Raw genomic sequence first — 25,202 nt, forward strand, 5'->3', positions numbered from 1 at the left:
ATGGATACATTAAAAGCGCTAATGGTCTTCATGACCACTGCTGAGAACGGCAGCTTTTCCGATGCTGCTCGCAAGCTGGGCGTCTCGCCAGCTGCCGTCAGCCAGAGCATTGCCCGCCTGGAGCAAGAGCTGGAAGTACGCTTGTTCAACCGCACTACCCGCCAGCTGACACTCACCGAAGACGGCCGCCGCTTCTATGCTCAGTGTCGCGGTCCGGTAAATAACCTGGATTCCGCCATCAACCAGCTGAAAGCCAGCCGCGACGAACCCGCCGGCCACCTGCGTATCAGCTTGCCCAATGCCTTTGGCCGCCGCTTCATCCTGCCGCTGATGGAAGAATTTTGCCAGCGCTACCCGAAGATCCGTGTGTTCTTTGGTATGGACGATCACTTTAGCGACTTGATAGAAGACGGTTACGATGTGGGTGTACGTGTCGGCATGATGCCGGACAGCCGTATGGTGGCACGTCATCTGGCGCATATTCCGCAGTATGTGGTGGCTTCGCCGGAATACTGGGCCGAGCACGGCAAACCGCGTAGCCCGGAAGAGCTGTCGGCGCACGACTGTATCAATTTCCAGTTCCCGACCTCGGGCCGACTGTACAAGTGGGAATTCGAGCGTAACGGCGAGCGTATCCCGCTGGAAGTCACCGGTACCTACACCGTTAACGATGTGGATTCGGTAGTAGAAATGGCCCGCCTGGGCCTGGGCGTGGCGCAGCTGCCTGGCCACGAAGTGCTGGCCGATGTACGTGCTGGCCGCCTGCAGGCCGTGCTGACCGACTACGTGTCGATGGAGCGCTCCATTTATATCTGCTTCCCGCACCGCGACCACATTGCGCCGCGTACTCGCGTGTTTGTGGATTTCGCGGTGGAAAAACTGCTGGACCACCCGGACATTATCGCCGACCTGCCGGGCGTGGACCTGTCTGCCAAGCGCGAAGCACTGCGCATGCACCTGGGCCTGTAAACCTGCTGCAGTGTCGCCAACCGCCCGGCTTGCCGGGCTTTTTTGCGACATTGGCGTTTAACATATTAGACAAAGCACAGGCGGTTGCGCATAATCCAGCCATAAACCCGCGCCTGTTGGCCGCAAGTGTTTAAAAAATGGATGGGATACATCATGAGTCAGCGCATCGAACACACTAATTCCTACTACGCCTATTCTGCCAACCCTAGCCCCGAGCGCCCGGCGCTGGCGGGTAGCGTGCGGGCAGATGTCTGCGTGATTGGCGCCGGCTACACCGGTATCTCTACCGCACTGCACCTGGCGGAAGCCGGCTTTAGCGTGGTGGTGCTGGAAAGCGCCCGCGTGGGCTGGGGCGCATCGGGCCGCAACGGTGGCCAGATCGTTAACAGCTACAGCCGTGATATGGATGTGATCGAGGCGCGTCATGGCAAGGAAGCCGCCAAGCGCCTGGGCGCCATGGCCTTTGAAGGCGGCAAGATCATCCGCGAGCGTATTGCCAAGTACAACATCCAGTGCGACCTGAAAGACGGTAACGTCTTTGCAGCCTTTACCCAGAAGCAGCTGGACGAGCTGGACGCCAAGCGCCGCCTGTGGGAAAGCTTCGGCCACACCGGCATCCAGATGATCGACAAAGCCGGCATGCAGCGCATTGTGAACTCCAACGAGTACGTGGGGGCACTGCTGGATAACTGGGGCGGCCACATCCACCCGCTGAACCTGGCGCTGGGCGAAGCCGCCGCGTTTGAGTCGCTGGGCGGCCGTATCTACGAGCAATCCGCCGTTACCGACGTAGTACGCGGCCAACCTGCCGTGGTGAAAACCGCCGCTGGCCAGGTTACTGCCGATTTCGTGGTGGTGGCCGGTAACGCTTACCTGGGCAACCTGATTCCGGTGCTGGCCGAGAAAACCCTGCCGTGCGGCACGCAGGTCGTTACCACCGAGCGCCTGTCGCCCGAGCTGGCGCGCAGCCTGCTGCCTGGTGACAACTGCGTGGAAGACTGCAACTTCCTGCTGGATTACTACCGCCTCACCGGCGACAACCGCCTGCTATACGGCGGCGGCACGGTATACGGCGCGCGCGACCCGGGCGAGATCGAAAGCCTGGTACGCCCGAAAATGCTGAAAACCTTCCCGCAGCTGAAAGACGTGAAAATCGAATTCGGCTGGACCGGTAACTTCTCGCTCACGCTCACGCGCCTGCCACAGGCTGGCCGTATCGACAGCAACATTTACTACTCGCAAGGCTGCAGCGGCCACGGTGTCACCTACACCCACCTGGCCGGCCGCATCATGGCCGAAGCCATTCGCGGCCAGAGCGAGCGCTTTGACGCCTTTGCCAGCCTGCCGCATTACCCGTTTCCGGGCGGCCGCCTGTTCCGCGTGCCCATGCTCACGCTGGGTGCTTGGTGGTACGGCATGCGCGACAAGCTGGGCCTGTAATACCGGCAGGTGGCGCGCACCTGCCTTACGCTCTGTCCATCCTGGGCTGGCCTTGTGCCAGCCGTTTTTTTGCGTGTAACGCCAGGCGGGCTAGCGTTTTTCTTTCGGGCCTGACCAGTTGGGGGCGGCGGTCAGGATACCAGGCAGCTGTAGCAGTTGGCTGGTTACCTTCAATGCAGCCTCGCCCGGTGCGGTTTCCACCAGCCAGTAACCGTTTACCGCGCTGGCTTGCACACTCAGCCCTTGCTGTTTTGCCCACGCGGCGAGCGCCGCCTCGTCCTGGGTACGGACGACAACGCCGCCCACCGGCAGTAGCCACGGGCCTTTATTGGTTTTGCCCTCGCGCAAGACCGGCAGCAGGTCGGGCTGCCTGGCCGCCAGCTGGCGGCTTCGTGCGGTGTCGGTGCGGTAGAAGCGGACGCCCTTATCTTGCTTGCTCACCGTCAGGCCATTGGCGGCAGTCGTGGTGATGCTGGCGCGGGTATCGGGGTCGATGATGGCGTGACGGGCAATGCCGTTTTCCAGCCAGCGGAAGGTTTGTCCGGCGGCCAGCAATGGCCCGGCAAGGCCCAGCAGCAGTGCGGCAAAAATAAACTTTTTCATGTGATGCATCTCCTGGTAATCAGAAACCGCGTAGCACCAGCTGGCTGCCTGCGAGATTGTCGCTGGCCAGCATGCCGCTAATTTTCAAGGTCCATTGGCCTGCCGGGTTTTCCCCCATATGGCGTACGCTGTGAAATGCCCAGTCGCTATAGGTCTTGCTGCAACTGTTCACGAGGAAGTCACCTTGCGCATTTTTGGCCAGGCAGGTGTGCGGCGTGGCCAATATGCTGGTGCGCGCATTCGGGCTATCCAGCTGGATGGCCAGCTGCTCGGCCGGGTTGGGGTTACCAGGCTGGTTAAGCTGCAGGCTCAGGTCTGCGCTTTCCAGTTTGCTGATGGTGCAGTTGCCGCTGCTGGCGGCCAGTTGCAGCTGGCCGTTGTTGTCCGGGCTTTGCGTGCTGCTGGCTAATGTCAGTGTGCAGGTTTTCATTGCCGGCAAGCCGGTATGGATTTTGGCCATGGCCACGGCCGCATTGGCATCAATCAGCCCGAATCCTGCTTTGTGGCTGTAAACACCGTGGCCAATGGCCGAGGCGCCGGTCTCGGTAGCATTGCTTACGCTACGGGCGGTGCTGGCCAGGATCCAGCGGATGTCGCGCCAGGATAAGGACGGGTTGGCCTGCAGCATCAGCGCGACTACCCCGGCGGCAATGGGGGTGGCGCCGGATGTGCCGCCAAAGTCCGGGCGGTAGTTAGGGAACAACCAGTTTTGGCCGCGATAGAGGCTGTTCAGCTTGGCCAGGCTGACGGTGGTGGTGTAAAGCCCGGGCAGGGTGGAACCGGTGCTGTCGGACGGCGCGCTTGCCAGCACATTGGCGCCGGGCTCGCTGTATTCGGAGGGTGTGCCATTGGCCTGCACCGCAGCAATATTCAGGGCGTACGGGGTATTGTTGAAGCTGTCGTAGCCGGAGCGCTGGCCGGTTTGCAGCACGCTGCCATCCGACTGAAACTGTGTGGCACCATTGCCTGCGGCAAACAGGTAGACAATGCCTTTGCCGCCGCGCTCTGTGGTGGCGCCCTGCTCGATGGCTGCCTTGGCCAAAGGGCCGCTGTAACCCAGCTCGTTATCGCTATCGGGGTTGCCCCAGCTGTTGTTACTGATGGCAATCATGCCCTTGCCGTGCAGCAGGGCCGTGGCGTCGTTGCTGTCTGCGCTGTTGGCGGTCAGCAGATTCACCCCCAGCAGCTTGGCGCCATACGCTACGCCCCGGCCGCCCAAGGTATTCGCCACCGCGGCTATCAAGCCTCCTACGCTGGTACCGTGGTCGTCGCTAGCATTCACCGGTGTGGGGTCCGTGCTGGCTTTGCCATTGCTGGCCATGTTCAGCGAGCTGCCTTGCAGGGTATTCAGAACCAGGTCTTCATGGTTGATGTCCAGGCCATCGTCGATGACGGCCACGTTTACCCCGCTGCCGTCCAGCCCGGCCTGCCAGACTGGCTGCATATTGATATCCACCCCGGCGGTGCCGCCTTCTTGTCCGGTATTCTTCAGGTGCCATTGTTTGGCAAATAGCGGGTCGTTGATGGTGCTGGCGCTACTGGTACCGGACGCTGTGCTGCCGCTTGTACTGCCTGATGCGTTGCTGCCCCCCGTATTGGCAGTGTTCGCCGTCGTTGTGCCACCGCCCCCGCCACCGCCGCCGCAGGCGGTCAGTAGTACGGCAGTGGCCAGTGTGATGATGTGTCTGGTTTGCATGCTGCCCCCTTATCCCTTGTCATGACCAAAACTGTCTTGTAATGGTCACGCTGGCCAGGCAACAGGGCAGGGTTTTATCGCGATGCAAAAAATACCGTGACGGCAGGTTTTTCGTTAGATAAATCGCCACACGCCCGCGAGCGGGCCTGCCAGATACAGGCAGGGCAGGCCGCCAGCATCGCGCGCCAGGTGCGGCCTAGAACGGCCACACCAGCTTGGTTTTGGCTACCGCAATCATGTATATCGGCATGGCCACGGCGGCGGCCAGCACCACCGCGCGCAGGGGCGAGCCGTGCAGTTTTTTCAGGCCGATGGTGCCCAGCGCGATGTACGCCAGCAGTGCGGCGATCTTGGCCGCCAGCCAGGGCTGGTTATGCGGCGACAGGCCGGCCATTACCGCCAGCGTGATGGCGGCGGCCAGCAAGCCGGTGTCGATCATGTGTGGCGCGATTTTCAGCGCACGCGCCTGCAGCAGGGCCGGGCGGGTATAAGACAGCACGGCGCGGGCAGCAAACAGGGTAAGCGACAGATACGCCAGCCCGGCGTGCGCGTGTTTCAGAACCTGATAATCCATGGTGAAGCCTCAATGTAGATAAATGTCATGCGGCGCGATCATACCGCTTTGTACCGCAGGCAGAATGCTAAACTGCCGGGGTCGATGACCACGCCATAGCCTGCGCCATGCCGCTGAACCTGTATCAATCCAACCGCCTGGAAGCCCTGGGCATTCTGTACAGCCATCTCACAGACAGCCCGCTGGCCGATGCGTTCGCGCCGGAAGTCATCATGGTACAAAGCCGGGGCATGGGGCGCTGGCTCACGCTGAACCTGGCGCAGCAGCGCGGCCTGGCGGCCAACCTGGAATTCGTGCTGCCGGCCGGTTTTGGCTGGCGGCTGATGCAGGCCGTGCTGCCCGAGCTGCCGCCCAAATCCGCCTTTGCCCCCGACGTGCTGTGCTGGCGGCTGATGGACGTGCTGCCCACGCTGGCCGGCGAGCCGTTTACCCCGCTGCAGCGCTACCTGCAGGGCGGCCCGCTGGCCTGCTTCGAGCTGGCCGGCAAGATTGCCGATATCTACGACCAATACCTGGTGTTCCGCCCCGACTGGATACGCGCCTGGGAAGCCGGCCGCCTGCTGGGGCTGGGCGAGGACGAAGCCTGGCAGGCCGCGCTGTGGCAAAGGTTGGCCGCCGAGGTGCCCGGCCGCCACCGTGTGATGATGCTGGACGACTTCTTTGCCCGCCTGCGCAGCGAGCACCTGCCGCAGCGCGTGTCGGTGTTCGGCATTGCTACGCTGGCACCCATGTACCTGGCGCTGCTGCAGCGCATGGCCGAGCTCACCGAGGTGAATGTGTTCCTGCTCAACCCCAGCGAAGCCTACTGGGGCGATCTGCAAGCCCGCAGCCGCCAGGCAACGCTGTTTGGCGACGACGCCAGCGCCGGCGGCCACCCGCTACTGGCGTCGCTGGGCCAGCAGGGGCGCGACTTTTTCGACGAGCTGGCCGGTGGCATCGCGCAGCCCATGTCGGCCTTCATGGCGCCGGACGGCCACAGCCTGCTGGCGCGCCTGCAGCACGACATCCTCACGCTCACCCCGCCTGCGGCCAACGTGGCACCCTGCAGCGCGGGCGATGCGTCCATCCGCTGCCATATCGCCCACAGCCCCATGCGCGAGCTGGAGGTGCTGAAAGACCAGCTACTGGCCATGCTGGCCGCCGACCCCACGCTCACCCCGGCCGATATCGCCGTGCTCACCCCCGATATCAACGCCTACGCGCCGTACATCGACGCCGTATTCGGCTACCGCAGCGACGCGCCGTCCATCCCCTACAGCATTGCCGACCGCCGCCTGGCGCGCGAGGTGCCGCTGCTGGCTACCTTTGGCGCCGTGCTGCAGCTGGCCGACTCGCGCTTTGCCGCCAGCGACGTACTGGCCCTGCTGGACTGCCCGGCGCTGCTGGCGCGCTTTGGCCTGGCCGACGACGACGTCAGCCTGCTGGCGCAATGGGTACGCCAGGCCGGCATACGCTGGGGGCGCGACGCCGCGCACAAAGCCCAGCTCGGCCTGCCCGCCGAGCCCACGCACACCTGGCGCTGGGGGCTGGACCGCCTGCTGCTGGGCACCATGCTGCCCGCCAGCCTGGCCGGCGACGGCGCACCGCTGTTTGCCGGCCTGCTGCCCGATAGCGCCGCCCAGGGCCAGGCCGCCGACAAGCTCGCCAGCCTGGCCAGCCTGTACGACGTGCTGGCAGGGTTGGCCGCAGACTGGGCGCAGCCCGCCAGCATGGCCGGCTGGGCCCAGCGCCTGCGCGACGCCGCCGCGCAACTGTTTCTGGTAGACGAAGCCGACGAAGCCGCGCTGCAGCTGCTGCACGGCATTGCCGACACCCTCACCGCCGACGCCGCGCTGGCGCAGTTTGACGGCGCGCTGCCGCTGGCGGTGATCCGCGACGCCGTGCTGCGCCAGCTGGACATGTCGTCCAGCGGCGGCTTCCTTACCGGCGGGCTCACCTTCTGCGCCATGGTGCCGATGCGCTCCATCCCGTTCCGCGTGCTGTGCCTGGTGGGCATGAACGACGGCGCCTACCCGCGCGACGAGCGCCCGGTCAGCTTCGACCTGGTAGCGCGCAACCCGCGCCGTGGCGACCGCTCGCGCCGCTTCGACGACCGCTACCTGTTTCTGGAAGCCATCCTGTCCGCCCGCGACGCGCTGTACCTGAGCTGGGTTGGCCGCAGCGTGCGCAGCGACGAGCCGCTGCCGCCGTCGCCGCTGGTGGCCGAGCTGCTGGATACCCTGGCCAGCATGTGCGGGGGGGATATCGCGCCTGCCATCACCACCCGCCACCCGCTGCAGCCCTTCAGCCGCCGCAGCTACGACGGCAGCCTGCCCAGCTACGAGCCGCTGTGGGCCGCTGCCCTGGCGCAGCCGGCCGCCGCCGCGCAGCCGTTTGCCACCACGCTGCCCGCTGTGGCACCACAGGTCGTGCTGCTGGCCGACTTTCTGCGCTTCTGGCGCAACCCGGTACGCGCCTGGCTGGCTGACCGCCTGGGGCTAAAGCTGGCGCGCCACGCCGACGAGCTACCGGTGCGCGAACCGTTTGCCATCGACCGCGACAGCCGCAGTGACATCCGCGACACCCTAGTCGGCAGCCTGCTGGCCGGCAAGCCGCTACGCCACGCCGAAGCCCGCCTGGCCGGGCAGGGCCTGCTGCCCGATGCCGCGCTGGGCGACGCTTGCCTGGCGCAAGAACGCGCCGCCAGCGCCCGCTTTGCCGCGCGCCTGCCATCCAGCCTGCTGGCCGATACCCTGCCGCCGCAGCCGGTACGGCTACAGCTGGGCGGGGTGATGCTCAGCGGCGAGCTGGCCGGCTTGCGCCCCGAAGGCCTGCTGCGCGTGGTACCGCGCAAGGCCTACGCCACCGAGTTCATCACCCTGTGGCTGGAGCACCTAGTGAGGTTGGCCGCAGGCCTGCCCGGCATCGCCCCCGACAGCGTGCTGTACGCCGACGACGGCGTGCACCGCCTGTGTGCCAATAGCCGCGACGGTGCGCCGCTGGACGCCCACGCGCTGCTGGCAGCGTGGATGGCGCGCTACCTGCAGGGCCAAAGCCAGCCGCTGCCGTTCTTTGCCCGCACCTCGCTGGCCTACGCCCGCGCCGAGCCAGGCAAACAAATGGGCGCCGCGCAAAACGAATGGTCGCCCGACTTCACCGGCCTGGGCCGCACCCCGCAGCGTGACGACGCGGCCAACCTGCTGGCCTTCCGCCACCTGGAGCCGCTGTCCGACCCGCTGTTCGCGCAGCTGGCCGATACGCTGCTGGCGCCGCTGGTGGGGGCGCTACTGCTGGAAAAAGATTAAAAGCTTTCTTAGCCACGAACCCCACGAAAAGACACGAAAGCAGTCAGTGAGATGAGTGTTATCAGGCAGTTTTTCGTGTTGGTTCGTGGTTTTCGTGGCAAAAACAGCCTTTGATTTTCTGACGCTCGCCGCAAAATTTTATTGAAATCCCTTTACGGTCGCCCCGCATGCAAGCCCTAGACGCCCTGAACTGCCCGCTGTCGGGCATCAACCTGATCGAAGCCTCGGCCGGTACCGGCAAGACCTGGACCATCGCCGCGCTGTACACGCGCCTGCTGCTGGAGGATGCGCCGGACGGCACGTCGCCGCCCACGCTGGACCGCCTGCTGGTGGTGACCTACACCAAGGCCGCCACGGCCGAGCTGCGCGAGCGCCTGCGCCGCCGCCTGGTGGAGCTGCAGCAGGTGCTGGACGGTGGTGTGACGGGCGACCCGTTCTTGCAGGCCATGGCGCACAGGTTGGCCGCAGGCGATATGCAGCTGGCGCAGCAGCGCCTGCGGGCGGCCATCAACGACTTTGACGCGGCGGCCATCTACACCATTCACGGTTTTTGCCAGCGCGTGCTCACCGACGCCGCCTTCGACAGCGGCCAGACCTTCGCCGCCGAGCTGGCCACCGACAACCACGCCGACCTGCAGCAGCTGGCCGACGATTTCTGGCGCACGCACATCGTGGCGCAGCCCGCGCTGGCGCAGGTGCTGGCCGAAAACGGCGACACGCCGGACGCCTGGCTGGCCGAGGTGCGGCCGTATCTGTCCAAACCCTATCTGCGCACCCCAAGCATCGACAGCGCTGCACTGTTAGCCGCACGCGAAGCCGCCGCCGCAGCCTGGGCACCGCTGCAGGCCGATAGCGCCACGCTGGCCGAAGGCTGCGCGCTATTGTTGGCCGCAGAGGGGCTGAAGCAGACCAGCTACAAGCCGGCGCAGTGCCAGCGCTATGTGCGCCTGCTGCAGATGCTGGCCGCCGACGCCAGCCTGCCGCAGCTATCGTCCACCCAGGCCAAAGACCTGGCGCGCCTGGGGCAAAGCCAGCTGGACAAGGGCATGAACAAAGGCCACAGCGCGCCGCAGCACCGGCTGTTTGCGCTGGTAGATGGCTGGCTGGCCGCGTGGGACAGCTACAGCCGCCAGCTGGCGCAGAACATCGCCGGGCTCAAGCTGGCCATGATCGCGTGGATAGACCAGCACGCCGTGGCGCAGCGCCGCGCCACGCGCAGCCGCGGCTTTGACGACCTGCTCACCGACCTGGCCACGGCGCTGGACGACCCCGAGCACGGTGCACGGTTGGCCGCACGCATTGCCGCCGACTTTGCCATCGCGCTGATCGACGAATTCCAGGATACCGACCCGCTGCAGTACCGCATCTTCCGCCGCGCCTTTGTGCAGCAGGCGCGGCCGGTATTCATGGTGGGCGACCCCAAGCAGGCCATTTACAGCTTTCGCGGCGCCGACATTTTTGCCTACCTGAGCGCGCGCGACGACGCCCCCGCCGACAAGCAATACACCCTGCTGACCAACCGCCGCAGCCAGCCGCCGCTGGTGGCCGCGGTGAGCCAGCTGTTTGACCGGCCGCAGCCGTTTCTGCTGGACGGCATCGACTACCCGCAGGTCGACGCCGCGCCCAGCGGCGGCAGCACCCTGCACGTTGCCGACGACGACGGCGCGCTCACCGTGCTGGCCTTTCCCGCCAGCGATAGCGATAAAGGCGTAAACAAGGCCGAGGCCACGCAATACGCCGCCGAAGCCACCGCCCACGAGATCGCCCGCCTGCTGGCGCTGGCCCGCCAGGACAAGGCGCAGCTGGAAAAGGGCGGCAGCCGCCGCCCGCTGGCTGGTGGCGATATGGCCGTGCTGGTGGCCACCCACCGTCAGGGCGACGCCGTGCGCGATGCCTTGGCCGCACGCGGCGTCAAGGCGGTAGCGCTGACGCAGGAAAGCGTGTTTGCCAGCCACGAGGCCGGCGAGCTGCTGGCGCTGCTGCGCGCCTGGGCCGAGCCCGCGTCCGAAACGCGGCTGAAAGTGCTGTGCGCCACTACACTGCTGGGGCTGGACGCGGCGCAGCTGTTGCAGTTGGCCGAGGACGAGGCGGCGTGGGAAGCACGGCTGGTGGCCAACCACGACGACCACAAGCAGTGGCAGCAGCGCGGTTTCATGGCCGCCTGGCGTGGCTTTATGGCGCGCGAGGGTGTGGCGGCGCGCCTGCTGCCGCTGCCGGACGGCGAACGCCGCCTGACCAACCTGGGCCACCTGGCCGAGCTGCTGCAGCAGGAAGCCGAGCGCATCGCCGGCCAGGCCCCGCTGCTGGCGTGGTTCGAGGCCGCCGTGGCCAGCCCGCCCGCTGGCGAGGAGGCGCTGCTGCGGCTGGAAAGCGACGCTGAGCTGGTGAAGATCGTCACCATTCACACCTCGAAAGGCCTGCAGTACCCGCTGGTGTTCTGCCCCTTCCTGTGGGACGGCGCGCTGGAGCGGCGCGATACCACCTTCTGGCGCTACCGCGACGGTGGCGAGTCCTGGCTGGCCCCCGGCGAGCTGGTAAGCGACGCCGCGCGCGACGCCGCCCGCAGCGAGATACTGGCCGAAAAACTGCGCCTGCTGTACGTGGCGCTCACCCGCGCCGAGCACCGCCAGTACATAGTGTGGGGCCACGTGCAAAAGATGCAGACCGCCGCGCTATCGTGGCTGCTGCACGGGCGGCATGCGGCCAACCTGGCTAGCCTGGAGGACACGCCGCTGTCCGACGCTGCCATCAGCGCCGACCTGGCCGCCTACGCCCGCAGCCAGCCCGGCGCGGTGCACTGCCGCAGCGTGAACGTGGCCATGAACACGCTGCCCGCGCTGCAGGCCGACAGCTTTACCCCGCAGCTGGCCACGGTCAGCCGCCGCCTGCGCACACCATGGTGGGTAAGCAGCTTTAGCAGCCTGACCCGCCATCTGCACGGTGGCGGCGCGGCACAGGCAGGCGAGGCACTGGACCACGACCACGGCCCGCTGCAGGACGTGGCCGCGGTCGAGCAGCTGGCCGACCGTTTTGCCTTCCCGCGTGGCGCCCGCGCCGGTACCTGCCTGCACGATATGTTCGAGCGGGTGGACTTTACCCGGCCGCAGGGTTGGCCGCAGGTGGTGGCCGAGGCGCTGCAGCGCCATGGCTTTGACGCGCAGTGGCAAGACGCCGCGCTGGCCATGCTGCAGTCGGCCATCCAGGCCGGGCTGGCCCCCGGCGTGCGCCTGGCCGACGTGCCACCGGCACGCCGCCGTGTGGAGATGGAATTCACCCTGCCGGCCAACGGCCTGAACCTGGCCGCCCTGCAGGCCGTGTTGTGCCACCCGGCGCACGGCCTGGCCGCGCCGCTGCGCGAGGCCGCCGCCAAGCTCAGCTTCGAGCGGGTACAGGGCTATCTGAAAGGCTTTATCGACCTGGTGTTTATCGCCGACGACGCGCTGTGGCTGGTGGATTACAAGTCCAACCACCTGGGCGACAGCTACGCCGACTACGGCACGCCACAGTTGGCCGCGTCCATTGCGCGCGAACATTACTACCTGCAGTACCTGATCTACTGCGTGGCGCTGCGCCGCTACATTGCGCAGCGCGCCCCGCAGCTGCGCCTGGGCGGCGTGCGCTATCTGTACCTGCGCGGTATCGATGGCAGCGGGCAGGGTGTGTGGTGCGATGCGCCAGACGAGGCACTGCTGGCGGCGCTGGACGCGCTGTTTGTGGCGGGCTGAAACCGGGTTGGCTGCACAGCCCGCTCCGGCCTTACAATCATGTCATGCCGTGCCGCCGCTGCGCGGCCAACCAGACAGGAATACACACCATGTTCGAATCAGCCGAGATCGGCCACGCCATCGACAAGGCGGCTTATAAAACCGAAGAGGCCAGCCTGCGCGAAGCGCTGCTGGAAGCGCAGTACGAGTTGCAAGAGCGTAGCGCCTTTCCGGTGCTGATCCTGATTCACGGTATGGATGGCGCCGGGCGCGGCGAAATGCTGAACCAGATCAACGAATGGCTGGACCCGCGCCTGATCCACACCGCTGCCTTTGACACCCCCAACGACGACGCCCGCGAGCGCCCGTGGATGTGGCGCTACTGGCGCGAGCTACCGGCCAAGGGCCGCATCGGCATGTTTTTTGGGTCTTATTATTCCGACGCGCTGTTCGATCGTGTGGATAGCAAGATCAACCGCGACACCTTCGACAAGCAGCTGTTCGATATCCTGCGTTTCGAGCGCATGCTGGCCAACGACGGCGTGCTGGTGCTGAAATTCTGGCTGCACCTGACCGAAGAAAAACAGAAAAAACGCCTGAAAACACTGGAAAAAGACCCGGCCACCGCCTGGCGTGTGAGCCAGGCGGACTGGCAGCACCACCAGCAGTACAAGCGTATTCGCGATAACGCCGAGCACATGATGCGCCTCACCAATACCGCCTATTCGCCGTGGCTGGTGGTGGACGGCGAAGACGCCAACTACCGCAGCCTGGCGGTAGGGCGCGCGCTGCTGCAGGCGCTGCAGCAGCGCCTGGCCATGGCCGAATCGTGGCACCCGCGCTCGGACGTGGCCCCCATCACGCCGCCGGCAGACAACAAGCTGCTGCTGGAATCGCTACAGCTGGAACAGCCGCTATCCAAAGACGACTACCGCCAGCAGCTGGCCGCGCTGCAAGGCCGCCTCAACGGGCTAACGCGTGACCCGCGCTTTGCCGAGCATTCGCTGGTGCTGGCGTTTGAGGGCAACGATGCGGCGGGCAAGGGCGGTGCCATCCGCCGCATTACCCAGGCGCTGGACGCGCGGCTGTACCGCGTGGTGCCGGTGGCCGCACCGACCGAAGAAGAACGCGCCATGCCGTGGCTGTGGCGCTTCTGGCGCCAGGTGCCGGGCAAGGGCAAAGTCACCATCTTCGACCGCACCTGGTACGGCCGCGTGCTGGTGGAGCGGGTAGAAGGCTTTGCCGACACCGCCGACTGGATGCGCGGTTATTACGAGATCAACGACTTCGAGCACCAGCTCACCGACAACAAGGCCATCGTGCTGAAGTTCTGGCTGGCCATCAGCGCCGACGAGCAGCTGGCCCGCTTCAAATCGCGCGAGGAGACCGGCTTCAAACGCTTCAAGATTACCGAGGAAGACTGGCGTAACCGCGACAAATGGGACGCCTACAAGGTTGCCGTGTGCGACATGATCGACCGCACCAGTACCAGCGCCGTGCCGTGGACACTGGTGCCGGCCAATAACAAGTACTACGCCCGCATCAAGGTGCTGAGCACCGTGTGCGAAGCGCTGGAAGCCAGGCTGGGTAAAGCATGAGCGAGCAGATGGCCACCACGGAAAGCCTGCTGCCGGCCCAGCTGGCCGGCTTGATGGCGCGGCTGGACCCGCAGCACGGCGCTGCGCTGCAGCCTGTGATGCAGCGCCTGTTGGCCGCACTGGCCAGCGGGCACGTGTGCCTGGCCGGCCTAACGCGGGACGACTACGCCTTGCTGCGCCGCAGCCCGCTGGCGGGCCGCCCCGGCGACTACGCCCCGCTGATCGTGGACGACGGTGGCCGCCTGTATCTGGCACGCCAGTGGCAGGACGAAACCCGCCTGGTGGCCGCCCTGCAGGCGCTGGCCGCCGACCCGCAGCCGCTGGCCGGCGACGTGGACGGCGTGCTGGACAGCCTGTTTGCCGGCGCCCCGCGTGGCGACTGGCAAAGGTTGGCCGCATGGCTGGCTACGCAGCACCGTTTCATGGTGATTTCCGGCGGCCCCGGCACCGGCAAAACCACCACCGTGGTGCGTCTGCTGGCAGCATTGGCGGCGCTGTCCGGCCGCCCGCTGGTGATGGCCATGGCCGCGCCCACCGGCAAGGCCGCTGCGCGGCTTACCGAGTCGGTACGCGCCGCGCGCGACGCGCTGCCGGTGGCCGAGGCCACCCGCGCCCAGCTGCCGGACAAGGCGCAAACCCTGCACCGCCTCATCGGCCTGCTGCCCGGCACCGCCCGCCCGCGCCACCATGCGGCCAACCCTTTGCCGCTGGACGTGCTGGTGGTGGATGAAGCTTCGATGGTCGACCTTACCCTGATGGCACAAACCGTGGCCGCGCTGCCGCCGCATGCTCGGCTGATCCTGCTGGGCGACAAATACCAGCTGGCCTCGGTAGACGCCGGCGCCGTGCTGGGGGACCTGTGCAGCCAGCAGGCCTGGCGCACGGCCACGGCGGCGCAGCTGCAGGCGGCGGGCATTACCCCGCCAGGGCAGGTGGACGATGGCGCCATGCTGGCCGACAGCGTGGTGGTGCTGGAAAAAAGCCACCGTTTTGGCGAGCACTCCGGCATTGGCCGCCTGGCCCGTGCGGTGAACGCCGGCGACACGGCGCAGGTGGGCGCACTGCTGGCCGATGCGGCCAACCTGGACATTGCCAGCCAGCCGCAGCTGCCCGACGCTGCCGGCCTGCACGCACTGCGCGCTGTCTACTGGCAAGCGCTGGACGCGTTGGGCGAGGGCGACAACTGGGCTGCGCTGTTTGCCGCCTTCAACCAGTGCATGCTGTTGGCCGCAGAGCGCCACGCGGTCACGCAGATCAACGAACAGATCAGCGCCGAGCTGGTGCGCCTGGGGCGCAAGCCGGCCGATAGCGACTGGTACCCCGGCCGCCCGGTCATGATTACGCGCAACGACTACAGCGTGGGCCTGTTCAACGGCGACATCGGCCTGACTGTGCCGCGCGACGGCCGCCTGCGTGTGATCTTCCCTACCACCGACGGTGGCTGGCGCGAGGTATCGCCCGCCCGCCTGCCGGAGCACGACACCGTCTACGCCATGACCGTGCATAAATCGCAGGGCTCCGAATTCGGCAGCGTGTGGCTGGCCTTGCCGCCGCAACCCACCGCCACGCTAACCCGCTCGCTGGTGTACACCGCCATTACCCGTGCGCGGCAGCGCTTTGTTTTGGCAGGTAGCCTGGCGGTGCTGCAGGCCGCCGTGCAGTACGCCCCGGCACGCCAGTCCGGCCTGGCTGAAAAAATATGGGGCAGGGGCTTGACGGTCTGAAAAGGCATCTGTATAGTTCGGGTCTTGTTCGGAGTGTAGCGCAGCCCGGTAGCGCATCTGCTTTGGGAGCAGAGGGTCCAAGGTTCAAATCCTTGTACTCCGACCAGAATTAAAAAAGCCGCAGTCAAACGACTGCGGCTTTTTGCATTGTGCCCGGCAATGTGTCAGCAAAGCTGCATGTCATTTTTATAGAAGTGTTGCATCCGCGCACGCAGGCCGGCAGACAGCCCGCCAGCACCCGCCAAAGCAAGGCACAGCCTGCACAATCTCCGTAAGATGGCGCCTTCACGAAAGCAGCAGGGAGTTGTCATGCAGGTGCAAGGCGTTGCCGGATTGCTGGAAAAAACCATCCGCTACGATCAAACGGCGTTTATCCCACTGGCGCTTGGTGGTGCGCCTATCGGTTTTATCAACCAAGTCTGGCGCGAGCGCCTGCTGGCACACCACGGCGAGCTGTTTGCGCTAGAAGCGGGTGTGATGCAGCTGCTAGCCACCGATATGTCCTATAGCGCACGCAGCACCCTGCTGCAGGCCGCCGCCGAAGCCTGGCGCGACGCTGGCTGGTTTAGCGGCTGGCGCAACGAAAAATTCATCGCCTACCTGCCAGACGGCACTCCCTGTTTCGAGCTGGAACGCGCCGCCTTCCGCCCGCTGGGCCTTACCAGCCGTGCCGTGCACCTGAACGGTCTCACACGCCTACCCGATGGCGAAGTGCGCATGTGGATAGGCCGGCGCAGCCCGTTCAAGGACGTGGCGCCCAACCGGCTGGATAATCTGATGGGCGGTGGCGTGGCTGCCGGCGAAAGCATCATGGATGCATTGCTGCGCGAAGGCTGGGAAGAAGCCGGCATGCAGGCAGCGCAGCTGTCACCGCTGCAGCAGCAGGCAGTGCTGCTGGCGACCCGCCCGGTAGCCCGTGGCCTGCACCGCGAATGGCTGTTTGTCTACGATATCTGGCTGGCGCAGGACGCTACCCCACAAAACCAGGACGGCGAAGTGGCCGAGCACGTGCTGATGACGCTGGCCGAGGTCGAGCAGCACATCATCAACGGGCAATTCATGAGCGATGCTGCGCTGGTGGCCATCGATTGCATGGCGCGCCTGGGTTACTGGGGTGGCGAGGTGGCGCCTGTGCAGGCGCTGCTGCACGAGGTGCGCGGTACGGTAGGGCAAAACGTGCAGGGAAAATAAGCCCTTGCCCGGCGCAAGCAGACAAAAAGCCAGCATTGTGTTGGCTTTTTTGTTTATGGCGGGCTTTGCCTCAATGGGGGTCAAAGCTGCGAATTATAGAAGCAATAGCAAGCCTGTATTGTGGGCCAGGTAGCTTGGCCGCAATAAAATAACAGCAGGAGCTTGCCATGTTTCGTGTGCGCTTGATTTCCGACTATTTCGGGGTGGACGAGGGTGGCCCCATCCACGCCACGCAAGAGGACGCGCTGCGCGCGGCGCAGGTGATGCTCTGCATTCATTCCTACCCGGTGCGGGCCGAGATCCGCCAGTTTGTGGATGACCGTTTTCGGTTGACCCGCTTGGTCGGTGTGCTGGAACCATCCCAGTGACACCATGAAAAAGCACCGTTTGCCATAGCTGACAAACGGTGCCTTTGCTGGCGTGAACAGAATCATCCGCGCACAGGAGGCAGAAGCAGCGCACCGACCCGTGCGCTAGCCTGCCTTATTTCACGATGCGGCCAACGCCACGGCCACGCGGGTCAGACGCTGTTTCCGGGAGCGTGCCGTTGATGCGGATGGCCTGGATGTCGCCCATATTCCAGCCCTGGTCTTCCAGCGTGTATCCCATGGCCTTCAGACCGTCGGCCTCTTTGCCTTGCAGTGGCGCGTAGGCATCAAAATAGATTGTATCTTTGGGCAGCAACTGGTGATGGACACGCTGCGCCGCAACCGCTTGTTGCAGTGGCATGTTGTAGTCGTACACGTTGTTCAGCACCTGGAAGATGGACGTGAAAATGCGCGAGCCACCCGGTGTACCCAGCACCATCATCACCTTGCCGTCGCGTGTGACGATGGTCGGGCTCATCGATGACAGCATCCGCTTGCCAGGTTCAATTGCGTTGGCATCCTTGCCCACCACGCCGAAGGCATTGGCCACGCCGGGTTTGGCACTGAAGTCATCCATCTCGTCGTTCAGCAAGAAGCCGGCGCCTTTTACTACTACTCCGCTGCCAAAATCCCAGTTCAGTGTGTAGGTGTTACCGACGGCATTACCCCATTTATCGACGATAGAGTAGTGCGTGGTCTGCCGGGTTTCCAGCCCAGGCTTCACCTTGTCGGTAGGGGAAATGGCCTTCGGGTTGATCTCGGACGCCCGCTTGGCAAGATAGGCGTCATCGGTCAGCGCCTTGGTGGGTACTTTGGAGAAATCCGGGTCGCCCAGGTAGTCTGCACGGTCGGCAAACACCCGCTTTTCGATCTCGGAGAGCAGGTGGATGTACTGAGTCGAGTTATGTGCCACGCCCTTGAAGTCTGCCGCGCGCTGCTCCTTGATCGTCAGCAGCTGCTTGAGGGCAATACCGCCCGAGCTAGGCGGTGGTGCGGTATAGATCATGTTACCGCGCCAGTTGATCTTGATCGGCTCGCGCCACTTGGTACGGTAGTCTCGCAGGTCGGCTGCGGAGATCAGGCCATTGTCAGCTTTCATCTGCGCGACCAGCAAGTCGGCCGTTTTGCCACGGTAGAACTCTTGCGCGCCATACCGGGCGATGCGGCGTAGCGTTTGCGCCAGCTCCGGCTGCTTGAAGTTTTCGCCAGCCTTCATCGCGCCGAAGTAAGTCGAGAAATTGGTCTTATCGCCGAAGAACTTCACTGCATCTTCGCGGTATTGAAACTGCCCGGGGGCGACTACAAAGCCCTGCTCGGCTAGCTTGATCGCCGGCTGTACCAGTTGCGCCCACTTAAGCTTGCCAAAACGCTTGTGCGCGTCCCACATACCCATCACGGTTCCCGGTACACCCGCTGCGCGGGCGCCGACCAGGCTCAGGTTCTCGATGACCTCGCCTTTGGCGTCCAGATACATGTCGCGTGTCGCTGCCTTGGGGGCGATTTCGCGGTAGTCCAGGAAATACGGCTTGCCCTCGTAGAAGATGGTCATGAAACCGCCGCCTCCGATATTCCCCGCTTCCGGGTAGGTCACCGCCAGGGCAAAGGCGGTGGCGACAGCAGCATCTACCGCGTTACCACCGGCTTGCAGAATCTGTTCGGCTACTGCAGCCCCGTATTGATCAGGCGCAGCCACCGCGCCGGCGGCCAGCGGCGCGGCCATCGCCCCTTGCGAGACACTCCAGACGACGGCACTCAGCAGGCCGTTTTGTAGAAACTTGATCGATTGCATGAATTTCCCTTTGTGAGCGGGGTGCCAGAAGCAACGCAGGCTGCTACCCCGTATCGTTTTTATATAAAGCTATATCTGTATCGCATGACTATCGGGAATATGCAATAAGCGTGAAGTGCGAGGATGGCGCAGGATGCTCATCCGGTAGGGAGGTGTGGCTTGTTGGCCTGGCCAACCAAGCCTGCTGACAGTCTGCTACTGGTGGGGGAGGGCGGGATGGCGCGCATTCAACCGCATTGTCATGGCGCTTGTCTGTGCGCAGGGGGCAAGGCCGTAGGTAGCGCATCAGGGTGCAATGCACACGCCGGAACGCAGCGGGTGTGTGGTGCTCAGCGCCCACCGGTGTGAAGCGGCAAAGACAATGTTCGGCCAGAGCTTGCTGGAAGGTATGGCGAGAAAGAAACCACAAGGCGCTTGGTGCGACGTAGAGGGTACCCTGAAGGGTACCCCAAATAGGCTTTGGTGATGGGATCGCAAACGGAGATGCTTACGAGTCATTGAATGGGTTGGCGTACCCGACTGGAGTCGAACCAGCGACCTTCAGCTTCGGAGGCTGACACTCTATCCAACTGAGCTACGGGTACACACAAGCCGCGCAATATAGCCCATGCATGGTGTTTTCGTCTAGCGCCATTGCGTTTGCGCAAACATTATCGATGGGACATTTTGCCGCAGCAGGGCTTTGCCGTATAATTTCCCTATTCTTCGGATTGTCATTATTAATTCAGGTGAGGCAGGAATGAGCAACGAAACCAAAGCCCCAGGCAAGATCGTGCCGGTTTTGCTGGGTGTTGTCGTGCTGTTGGTAGTAGCAGTGTATCTGCTGGCCAAATTGGCCACCGGCGGCTTTGATGTCAACGCAGAAGTGATGACCAAGGAAGCTGTCGCCGCCCGCCTGAAGCCGGTTGGTGAAGCCAAGGCCAGCGATGCGCCTCCAGGCATGAAAACCGGTCAGCAAGTTTACGAAGGTATCTGTATTACCTGTCACGGCGCCGGCCTGGCTGGCGCGCCCAAGTTCGGTGATGCCGGTGCCTGGGGTGCTCGTGTAGCCAAAGGCTGGGACACCCTGACACTTCATGCCCTGCAAGGCTTTAACGCCATGCCGGCCAAAGGCGGTGCGGCAGACCTGACCGACGATGAAGTGAAACGCGCCGTGGCCTATATGGGTAACGCTGCAGGTGGCAAGTTTACCGAGCCGCCGGTAGGGGGCGCTGCTGCTGCCGGTGCACCGCTGGATCCGGCCGTTGTCGGCAAGAAAGTGTATGAAGGCGTATGCGTAGCCTGCCACGCTACCGGTGCCGCTGGCGCACCGAAATTTGGCGATAAGGCTGCCTGGGCTCCGCGTCTGGGTAAAGGCCTGGATGGTCTGGTTGCTTCGGCTACCAAAGGCCTGAACGCCATGCCGCCTAAAGGTGGTTACACCGGTTCTGATGAAGAATTCAAGGCTGCAGTGACTTACCTGACCAACGCGGCCAAGTAAGTCATACGCTGCACCGCCACCGTGCGGTGCGGTTGTGCAAAACAAAACCCTGTTTGCGTAAGCAAACAGGGTTTGTCTTTTTACGGGCCAGGGTGGCAGGGGTGTCGCTACTGCGGTTTATCGTCGGTTTTTTGCACCTTGCTACCCAGCATGGCGGTGAGGTTGGCCAGGCGGCTTTTGCCTTCGGTTTTGCTGACGATGGGCTCGCCGCCTTTTTTGCCGAAGTGGCGCAGGTCGTCGCCGTTGATCTCGCCGATAAAGCGCGACGGCTCGACAAACAGCCATTCGCCGGCGCGGCGGCGTTTGACGCAGTAGGTGAGGGTAAGGCTGCGCTGGGCGCGGGTAATGCCCACGTACATCAGGCGGCGTTCTTCTTCCACCATGCCGTTATCTACGGATTCGCTGTGCGGCAGGATGCCTTCTTCGCAGCCCACCAGGAACACGTGCGGGTATTCCAGGCCTTTGGAGGCGTGCAGGGTGGACATGTGCACCGCGTCGACATCACCCTCGTCGCGGCCTTCCAGCATGGTAATCAGCGCAATGGTCTGGGTAAGCTCGATCAGGTTCTTGCTGTCGGCCTCGCCCTTGCGCTGCAGCCAGGCCACCAGCTCGAACACGTTCTTCCATTTGCTTTCCGCTGCCTTGGGGCTGTCTTCGCTGTCGTATAGCCAGGCCTCGAAGCCGATCACTTTCAGCATGTCCATTACCAGCTCGCCGGCCGGTTCGCGCGTGGCGCGGTATTGCAGGTTGGTGATGAAGCGGCAGAAGTCCTCCAGCGGCTTGAGCTGGGCATCCTGCACCTGCACGCGAAAGCCCGGCTCGCCCGCACTGGCAAACAGGCTCTTGTCGAACAGCGCGGCGCTGGCGCCCAGTTTTTCCAGCGTGGTGGCGCCCACGCCGCGTTTGGGCGTGGTGAGCGCACGGATAAACGCCGGGTCGTCGTCCGGGTTGGCAATCAGCCGCAGGTAGGCCAGTACGTCCTTGATTTCCGGCTTGTCGAAAAAGCTTTGCCCGCCGGCCATCTGGTAGGGGATACGCTGGTTGCGCAGCACGGTTTCAAACACGCGGGACTGATAATTGCCGCGGTACAGGATGGCGTAGTCTTTAAATTCGGTGCGGTATTCGAATTTATGCGCCAACAGGCGCTGCACCACGATTTCGGCCTCGTGGTCTTCGTCCTTGCACATCACGGCGTGAATCGGCTCGCCCAAGCCTAGCTCGCTCCATAGCTGCTTTTCGAACAGCTTGGGGTTGTTGGAAATCACCGAGTTGGCCGCACGCAGGATGCGCGCGGTGGAGCGGTAGTTTTGCTCCAGCTTCACGATTTTCAGCGCCGGGAAGTCGTGCTGCAGCAGGCGCAGGTTTTCCATATTGGCGCCGCGCCAGGCGTAGATGCTCTGGTCGTCGTCGCCCACGGCGGTAAACAGGCCGCGTACGCCGGCCAGCAGCTTTACCAGCAGGTACTGGCAGGTGTTGGTGTCCTGGTATTCGTCGATCAGCAGGTAGCGCAGGCGGCCCTGCCATTTGATCAGCACCTCGGGGTGGGTCTGGAACAGCCCCACCGGCAGGCGGATCAGGTCGTCGAAGTCCATGGCCTGGTAGGCCATCAGCGTGGCCTGGTAGGCGCTGTAGGTGGTGGCGCAGATGCGGTCGAATTCGTTATCGGCCGCTACCAGCGCGGCGTCGGCGTCCAGCAGCTCGTTCTTCCACAGCGAGATGCGGCTTTGCACCTTGCGCACTTCGTCCTTGTGCGTGCTTTTCAGGATGTCCGAGATGATCTTGGCGGCGTCGTAGCTGTCCAGAATGGAAAACTGTGTTTTGTAGCCCAGGTGTGGCGCTTCCTGGCGCAGGATGTGCATGCCCAGCGAGTGGAAGGTGGACACGGTAATGCCCTTCAGCTCGCGGCTGTCCATCAGCTTGCCTACCCGTTCCAGCATTTCGCGCGCCGCCTTGTTGGTAAAGGTAATGGCGGCGATATGCTTGGCCTGGTAGCCGCATTCGCGGATCAGGTGGCAGATTTTCTGGGTAATGACGCGCGTCTTGCCGGAGCCGGCACCCGCCAGCACCAGCAGGGGGCCGTCCACGTATTTGATGGCGTCGCGTTGGGGCGGGTTCAGTTGCAGCAGGGACATGGGCCGTCGTCAATCTTTCATGGACAGCGCGCATTGTAGCGCATGGCCGCCCCTGCGCAGCGGCGACGGCAAGCAGCGCATCCATTATCATCTGGCTGGCGGCATGCGCTATGGCCAACCCGGCCGCGATCAGTACAGGAAAAACACATGGCCACCTATGCGATTGGCGATTTGCAGGGCTGCTTTACGCCCTTTATGGCGCTGCTGCGCCAGATAGATTTCAACCCCGGCCGCGACACGCTGTGGCTCACCGGCGACCTGGTCAACCGTGGCCCCGAGTCGTTACAGGTGCTGCGCTGGGTCTTCGACAAGCAAGACTGCGTGCAAACGGTGCTGGGCAACCACGACCTGCACCTGCTGGCCGTCTCTGAAGGCTACGGCAAGGTACACGCCGACGACACCATCCAGCCCATTCTGGATGCCGCCGAAAGCAAAGTGCTGCTGGACTGGCTGCGCTGCCAGCCCTTGATGATCTACGAGCAGGGCTACGCCATGGTGCACGCCGGCCTGCTGCCGGAGTGGAGCATCAAAAAGGCGCTGCGCTTGGCCGAGGAGGTGGAGGACGAGCTGTCCGGCAAGCACCACCGCCAGTTTCTGGGCAAGCTGTACGGCAACAAGCCGCTGCGCTGGCAGGACGACCTGAAAGGCATGGACCGCCTGCGGCTGATCGTGAACGCCATGACGCGCATGCGCTTTATCACCCAGGATGGCGAGCTGGACTTGTCGTATAAGGGCGAGCTGGACGGCGCGCCCCCACACCTGCTGCCGTGGTTCGAGGCGGCGACCCGGCGCAGCGTGGATACGCCAATCATTTGCGGCCACTGGTCGGCGCTGGGCCTGCATCTGGAAGACGACGTGCTGGCTATCGACAGTGGTTGCCTGTGGGGCGGCAGCCTTACCGCGGTGCGGCTGGAAGACCGTGCGGTGTTCTCGCTGCCGTGCCAGGCCTACCGCGAGATCAGCCGCTAAGGTTGGCCGCACGCAGCCTGCGGCCAACCTTTGGCGCAGCATCAGACGCCAAAAAGCCCCGGTGTCTGCACCGGGGCTTGAGATGGACGGCAAAGCCGGTTTGCTAGGCAAACTGGCTTTGCCCTGTAACAGGAAGGCTGCGGACGCAAAGGCTTATGTGGCGCGGCCCGGCTTTGCCGGGTCCGGTAAAGCATTGGCCTGAATATTGTCAGCAGCCTGAAGCCCCGGTGTCTGTGCCGGGGCTTTTTGCTGACAGTACGCTGCGCTGGGCTTAGCTCAGCTCTTTGGACACTTCGCGTGCCAGGTGCGGGGCCTCTACCGGTGCGCCGTGGTTGATCGGCGTCGGGTTGGCCAGCTCGCGGGCCATCTGCTCGGTATCCAGCGAGTTTTCCCACTTGGCTACCACGACGGTGGCCACGGCGTTACCGATCAGGTTGGTGATGGCGCGGGCTTCGGACATGAAGCGGTCGATACCCAGAATCAGCGCCAGGCCGGCTACCGGAATCTCCGGTACCACCGCCAGGGTGGCGGCCAGGGTAATAAAGCCGGAACCGGTCACGCCTGCAGCGCCTTTGGAGGTGAGCAGCAGCACGCCCAGGATGGTCAGCTCTTGGGTCAGCGTCAGGTCGATATTGCAGGCCTGGGCGATAAAGATGGCTGCCATGGTCAGGTAGATCGAGGTGCCGTCCAGGTTAAACGAGTAACCGGTCGGTACCACCAGGCCGACTACCGGCTTGGCGCAGCCCAGCTGCTCCAGCTTCACCATCAGGCGCGGCAGGGCCGATTCGGACGACGAGGTACCCAGTACGATCATCAGCTCTTCTCTGATGTACTTGATCAGCTTCCACACGCTAAAGCCGTAGAAGCGGGCGATGCTGCCCAGTACCAGGCCCACGAACAGCACGCAGGTCAGGTAGAAAGTACCCATCAGCGAGGCCAGCTGTACCAGGCTGCTGACACCGTATTTGCCAATGGTGAAGGCCATGGCACCAAAGGCGCCGATCGGGGCCAGCTTCATGATGAAGCCGATCATGGCAAACAGTACGTGCGACACTTTTTCAAAGAAGCCCAGCACCGGTTTGCCCTGCTCGCCCATCATCGACAGGCCGGCACCAAACAGTACCGAGAACAGCAGCACTTGCAGGATTTCGCCCTCGGCAAAGGCACCGACGGCGCTTTGCGGGATGATGTGCAGGATGAAGTCTACCGTGCTCTGGCCGGCAGCTTTTTCGGTGTACTTGGCAATGGCACCGGTATCCAGCGTGGTCGGGTCCACGTTCATGCCGCTACCGGGTTGCACGAAGTTCACCACCAGCAGGCCGATGGCCAGTGCCAGGGTGGTGACTACTTCAAAGTACAACAAGGCTTTGCCGCCCACGCGGCCAACCTTTTTCATGTCTTCCATGCCGGCAATGCCGACCACGATGGTGCAGAAGATGATCGGGGCGATCATCATTTTCACCAGTTTGATGAAGCCATCGCCTAGCGGCTTCAGTTTGGCGCCCAGCTCGGGCATGAAATGGCCCAGCATCACGCCCAGAACAATGGCAACAATGACCTGGAAATACAGGGTTTTGTAAAACGGTTTACCCGACATATCGACCTCTCGTGTGTTATGGCGGCGCTGCAGGCAGCACCGGCTATCTCTGGGTCGATCATGCACTGGCAGGGCGGCGGGCTG

General features: G+C 64.0%; 16 protein-coding genes and 2 tRNA genes. 11 read left to right on the top strand and 7 right to left on the bottom strand.

What is annotated here, in order from left to right:
• Both ACZ9XP_RS07245 and ACZ9XP_RS07250 read left to right on the top strand, forming a co-directional pair.
• Positions 1–969: a LysR family transcriptional regulator gene (locus tag ACZ9XP_RS07245; protein ID WP_147688645.1), complete on the top strand. Its 969-nt coding sequence runs from the start codon at positions 1–3 to the stop codon at positions 967–969.
• A gap of 153 nt (positions 970–1,122) precedes the next feature.
• Positions 1,123–2,409: an NAD(P)/FAD-dependent oxidoreductase gene (locus tag ACZ9XP_RS07250; protein WP_147688647.1), complete on the top strand. Its 1,287-nt coding sequence runs from the start codon at positions 1,123–1,125 to the stop codon at positions 2,407–2,409.
• 90 nt (positions 2,410–2,499) lie between these two features.
• On the opposite strand, the gene ACZ9XP_RS07255 is transcribed toward ACZ9XP_RS07250, so the two are convergent.
• The 3 genes from ACZ9XP_RS07255 to ACZ9XP_RS07265 all read right to left on the bottom strand — a co-directional run bounded on the left by ACZ9XP_RS07255 (position 2,500) and on the right by ACZ9XP_RS07265 (position 5,282).
• Entirely contained in the window at positions 2,500–3,012 is a 513-nt protein-coding gene (locus tag ACZ9XP_RS07255; RefSeq protein WP_147688649.1) for a hypothetical protein, read from the bottom strand.
• Positions 3,013–3,031: 19 nt separating this feature from the next.
• Positions 3,032–4,708: a S8 family serine peptidase gene (locus ACZ9XP_RS07260; protein ID WP_147688651.1), complete on the bottom strand. Its 1,677-nt coding sequence runs from the start codon at positions 4,706–4,708 to the stop codon at positions 3,032–3,034.
• 196 nt (positions 4,709–4,904) lie between these two features.
• Entirely contained in the window at positions 4,905–5,282 is a 378-nt protein-coding gene (locus ACZ9XP_RS07265; protein WP_147688652.1) for a SirB2 family protein, read from the bottom strand.
• 107 nt (positions 5,283–5,389) lie between these two features.
• Between ACZ9XP_RS07265 and recC the strand changes: the two genes are divergently transcribed.
• The 7 genes from recC (at position 5,390) to ACZ9XP_RS07300 (ending at position 17,151) form a co-directional block, all read left to right on the top strand.
• Positions 5,390–8,566 carry an exodeoxyribonuclease V subunit gamma gene (gene recC / locus ACZ9XP_RS07270; protein ID WP_465188215.1) on the top strand — a complete coding sequence of 1,059 codons (3,177 nt, stop codon included), beginning with the start codon at positions 5,390–5,392 and terminating at the stop codon, positions 8,564–8,566.
• 167 nt (positions 8,567–8,733) lie between these two features.
• The gene (gene recB / locus ACZ9XP_RS07275; RefSeq protein ID WP_147688656.1) at positions 8,734–12,291 is read left to right on the top strand and encodes an exodeoxyribonuclease V subunit beta; all 3,558 of its coding nucleotides are present in this window, start codon (positions 8,734–8,736) and stop codon (positions 12,289–12,291) included.
• Positions 12,292–12,380: 89 nt separating this feature from the next.
• Complete coding sequence (gene pap, locus ACZ9XP_RS07280; protein ID WP_465188216.1) at positions 12,381–13,868, top strand: polyphosphate:AMP phosphotransferase; 1,488 nt, start codon at positions 12,381–12,383, stop codon at positions 13,866–13,868.
• A complete protein-coding gene (recD, locus tag ACZ9XP_RS07285; RefSeq protein WP_465188217.1) occupies positions 13,865–15,592 on the top strand; it encodes an exodeoxyribonuclease V subunit alpha in 1,728 nt (575 codons plus the stop codon). The genes pap and recD overlap by 4 nt, the downstream gene beginning before the upstream one ends.
• A 29-nt stretch (positions 15,593–15,621) precedes the next feature.
• A tRNA-Pro gene (locus ACZ9XP_RS07290) sits at positions 15,622–15,698 on the top strand.
• 203 nt (positions 15,699–15,901) lie between these two features.
• Positions 15,902–16,783, top strand: coding sequence for an NUDIX hydrolase (locus ACZ9XP_RS07295; RefSeq protein WP_465188218.1), 882 nt, complete (start codon positions 15,902–15,904; stop codon positions 16,781–16,783).
• 167 nt (positions 16,784–16,950) lie between these two features.
• Positions 16,951–17,151 (top strand): hypothetical protein, encoded by a 201-nt coding sequence (locus ACZ9XP_RS07300; protein WP_147688662.1) that lies wholly within the window; start codon positions 16,951–16,953, stop codon positions 17,149–17,151.
• A gap of 115 nt (positions 17,152–17,266) precedes the next feature.
• On the opposite strand, the gene ggt is transcribed toward ACZ9XP_RS07300, so the two are convergent.
• Both ggt and ACZ9XP_RS07310 read right to left on the bottom strand, forming a co-directional pair.
• On the bottom strand, positions 17,267–18,940 hold the full coding sequence (gene ggt, locus ACZ9XP_RS07305) for a gamma-glutamyltransferase (protein ID WP_240803508.1): 1,674 nt from the start codon (positions 18,938–18,940) through the stop codon (positions 17,267–17,269).
• Between the two features lie 507 nt (positions 18,941–19,447).
• Positions 19,448–19,524 (bottom strand) — tRNA-Arg (locus ACZ9XP_RS07310).
• 155 nt (positions 19,525–19,679) lie between these two features.
• Between ACZ9XP_RS07310 and ACZ9XP_RS07315 the strand changes: the two genes are divergently transcribed.
• Positions 19,680–20,420, top strand: coding sequence for a c-type cytochrome (locus ACZ9XP_RS07315; protein ID WP_147688663.1), 741 nt, complete (start codon positions 19,680–19,682; stop codon positions 20,418–20,420).
• Positions 20,421–20,527: 107 nt separating this feature from the next.
• Here ACZ9XP_RS07315 and ACZ9XP_RS07320 read toward each other — a convergent pair whose 3' ends face one another.
• On the bottom strand, positions 20,528–22,552 hold the full coding sequence (locus ACZ9XP_RS07320; RefSeq protein WP_465188219.1) for a UvrD-helicase domain-containing protein: 2,025 nt from the start codon (positions 22,550–22,552) through the stop codon (positions 20,528–20,530).
• A gap of 147 nt (positions 22,553–22,699) precedes the next feature.
• Here ACZ9XP_RS07320 and ACZ9XP_RS07325 point away from each other — a divergent pair, with 147 nt between their 5' ends.
• The gene (locus ACZ9XP_RS07325; RefSeq protein WP_147688668.1) at positions 22,700–23,521 is read left to right on the top strand and encodes a symmetrical bis(5'-nucleosyl)-tetraphosphatase; all 822 of its coding nucleotides are present in this window, start codon (positions 22,700–22,702) and stop codon (positions 23,519–23,521) included.
• 271 nt (positions 23,522–23,792) lie between these two features.
• On the opposite strand, the gene ACZ9XP_RS07330 is transcribed toward ACZ9XP_RS07325, so the two are convergent.
• Positions 23,793–25,118, bottom strand: a complete 1,326-nt coding sequence (locus tag ACZ9XP_RS07330) for a dicarboxylate/amino acid:cation symporter (RefSeq protein ID WP_465188220.1) — start codon at positions 25,116–25,118, stop codon at positions 23,793–23,795.
• Between the last annotated feature and the right edge of the window lie 84 nt (positions 25,119–25,202).

Source organism: Vogesella perlucida, from assembly GCF_979366545.1.

Bases quoted from the DNA above. Each gene is read 5' to 3' on its own strand.
- ACZ9XP_RS07315 (WP_147688663.1), top strand. From the start codon at position 19,680: ATGAGCAACGAAACCAAAGCCCCAGGCAAGATCGTGCCGGTTTTGCTG.
- ACZ9XP_RS07250 (WP_147688647.1), top strand. From the start codon at position 1,123: ATGAGTCAGCGCATCGAACACACTAATTCCTACTACGCCTATTCTGCC.
- ACZ9XP_RS07295 (WP_465188218.1), top strand. From the start codon at position 15,902: ATGCAGGTGCAAGGCGTTGCCGGATTGCTGGAAAAAACCATCCGCTAC.
- ACZ9XP_RS07300 (WP_147688662.1), top strand. From the start codon at position 16,951: ATGTTTCGTGTGCGCTTGATTTCCGACTATTTCGGGGTGGACGAGGGT.
- ACZ9XP_RS07320 (WP_465188219.1), bottom strand. From the start codon at position 22,552: ATGTCCCTGCTGCAACTGAACCCGCCCCAACGCGACGCCATCAAATAC.
- pap (WP_465188216.1), top strand. From the start codon at position 12,381: ATGTTCGAATCAGCCGAGATCGGCCACGCCATCGACAAGGCGGCTTAT.
- ggt (WP_240803508.1), bottom strand. From the start codon at position 18,940: ATGCAATCGATCAAGTTTCTACAAAACGGCCTGCTGAGTGCCGTCGTC.
- ACZ9XP_RS07325 (WP_147688668.1), top strand. From the start codon at position 22,700: ATGGCCACCTATGCGATTGGCGATTTGCAGGGCTGCTTTACGCCCTTT.
- ACZ9XP_RS07260 (WP_147688651.1), bottom strand. From the start codon at position 4,708: ATGCAAACCAGACACATCATCACACTGGCCACTGCCGTACTACTGACC.
- recC (WP_465188215.1), top strand. From the start codon at position 5,390: ATGCCGCTGAACCTGTATCAATCCAACCGCCTGGAAGCCCTGGGCATT.
- ACZ9XP_RS07245 (WP_147688645.1), top strand. From the start codon at position 1: ATGGATACATTAAAAGCGCTAATGGTCTTCATGACCACTGCTGAGAAC.
- ACZ9XP_RS07265 (WP_147688652.1), bottom strand. From the start codon at position 5,282: ATGGATTATCAGGTTCTGAAACACGCGCACGCCGGGCTGGCGTATCTG.
- recD (WP_465188217.1), top strand. From the start codon at position 13,865: ATGAGCGAGCAGATGGCCACCACGGAAAGCCTGCTGCCGGCCCAGCTG.
- ACZ9XP_RS07255 (WP_147688649.1), bottom strand. From the start codon at position 3,012: ATGAAAAAGTTTATTTTTGCCGCACTGCTGCTGGGCCTTGCCGGGCCA.
- ACZ9XP_RS07330 (WP_465188220.1), bottom strand. From the start codon at position 25,118: ATGTCGGGTAAACCGTTTTACAAAACCCTGTATTTCCAGGTCATTGTT.
- recB (WP_147688656.1), top strand. From the start codon at position 8,734: ATGCAAGCCCTAGACGCCCTGAACTGCCCGCTGTCGGGCATCAACCTG.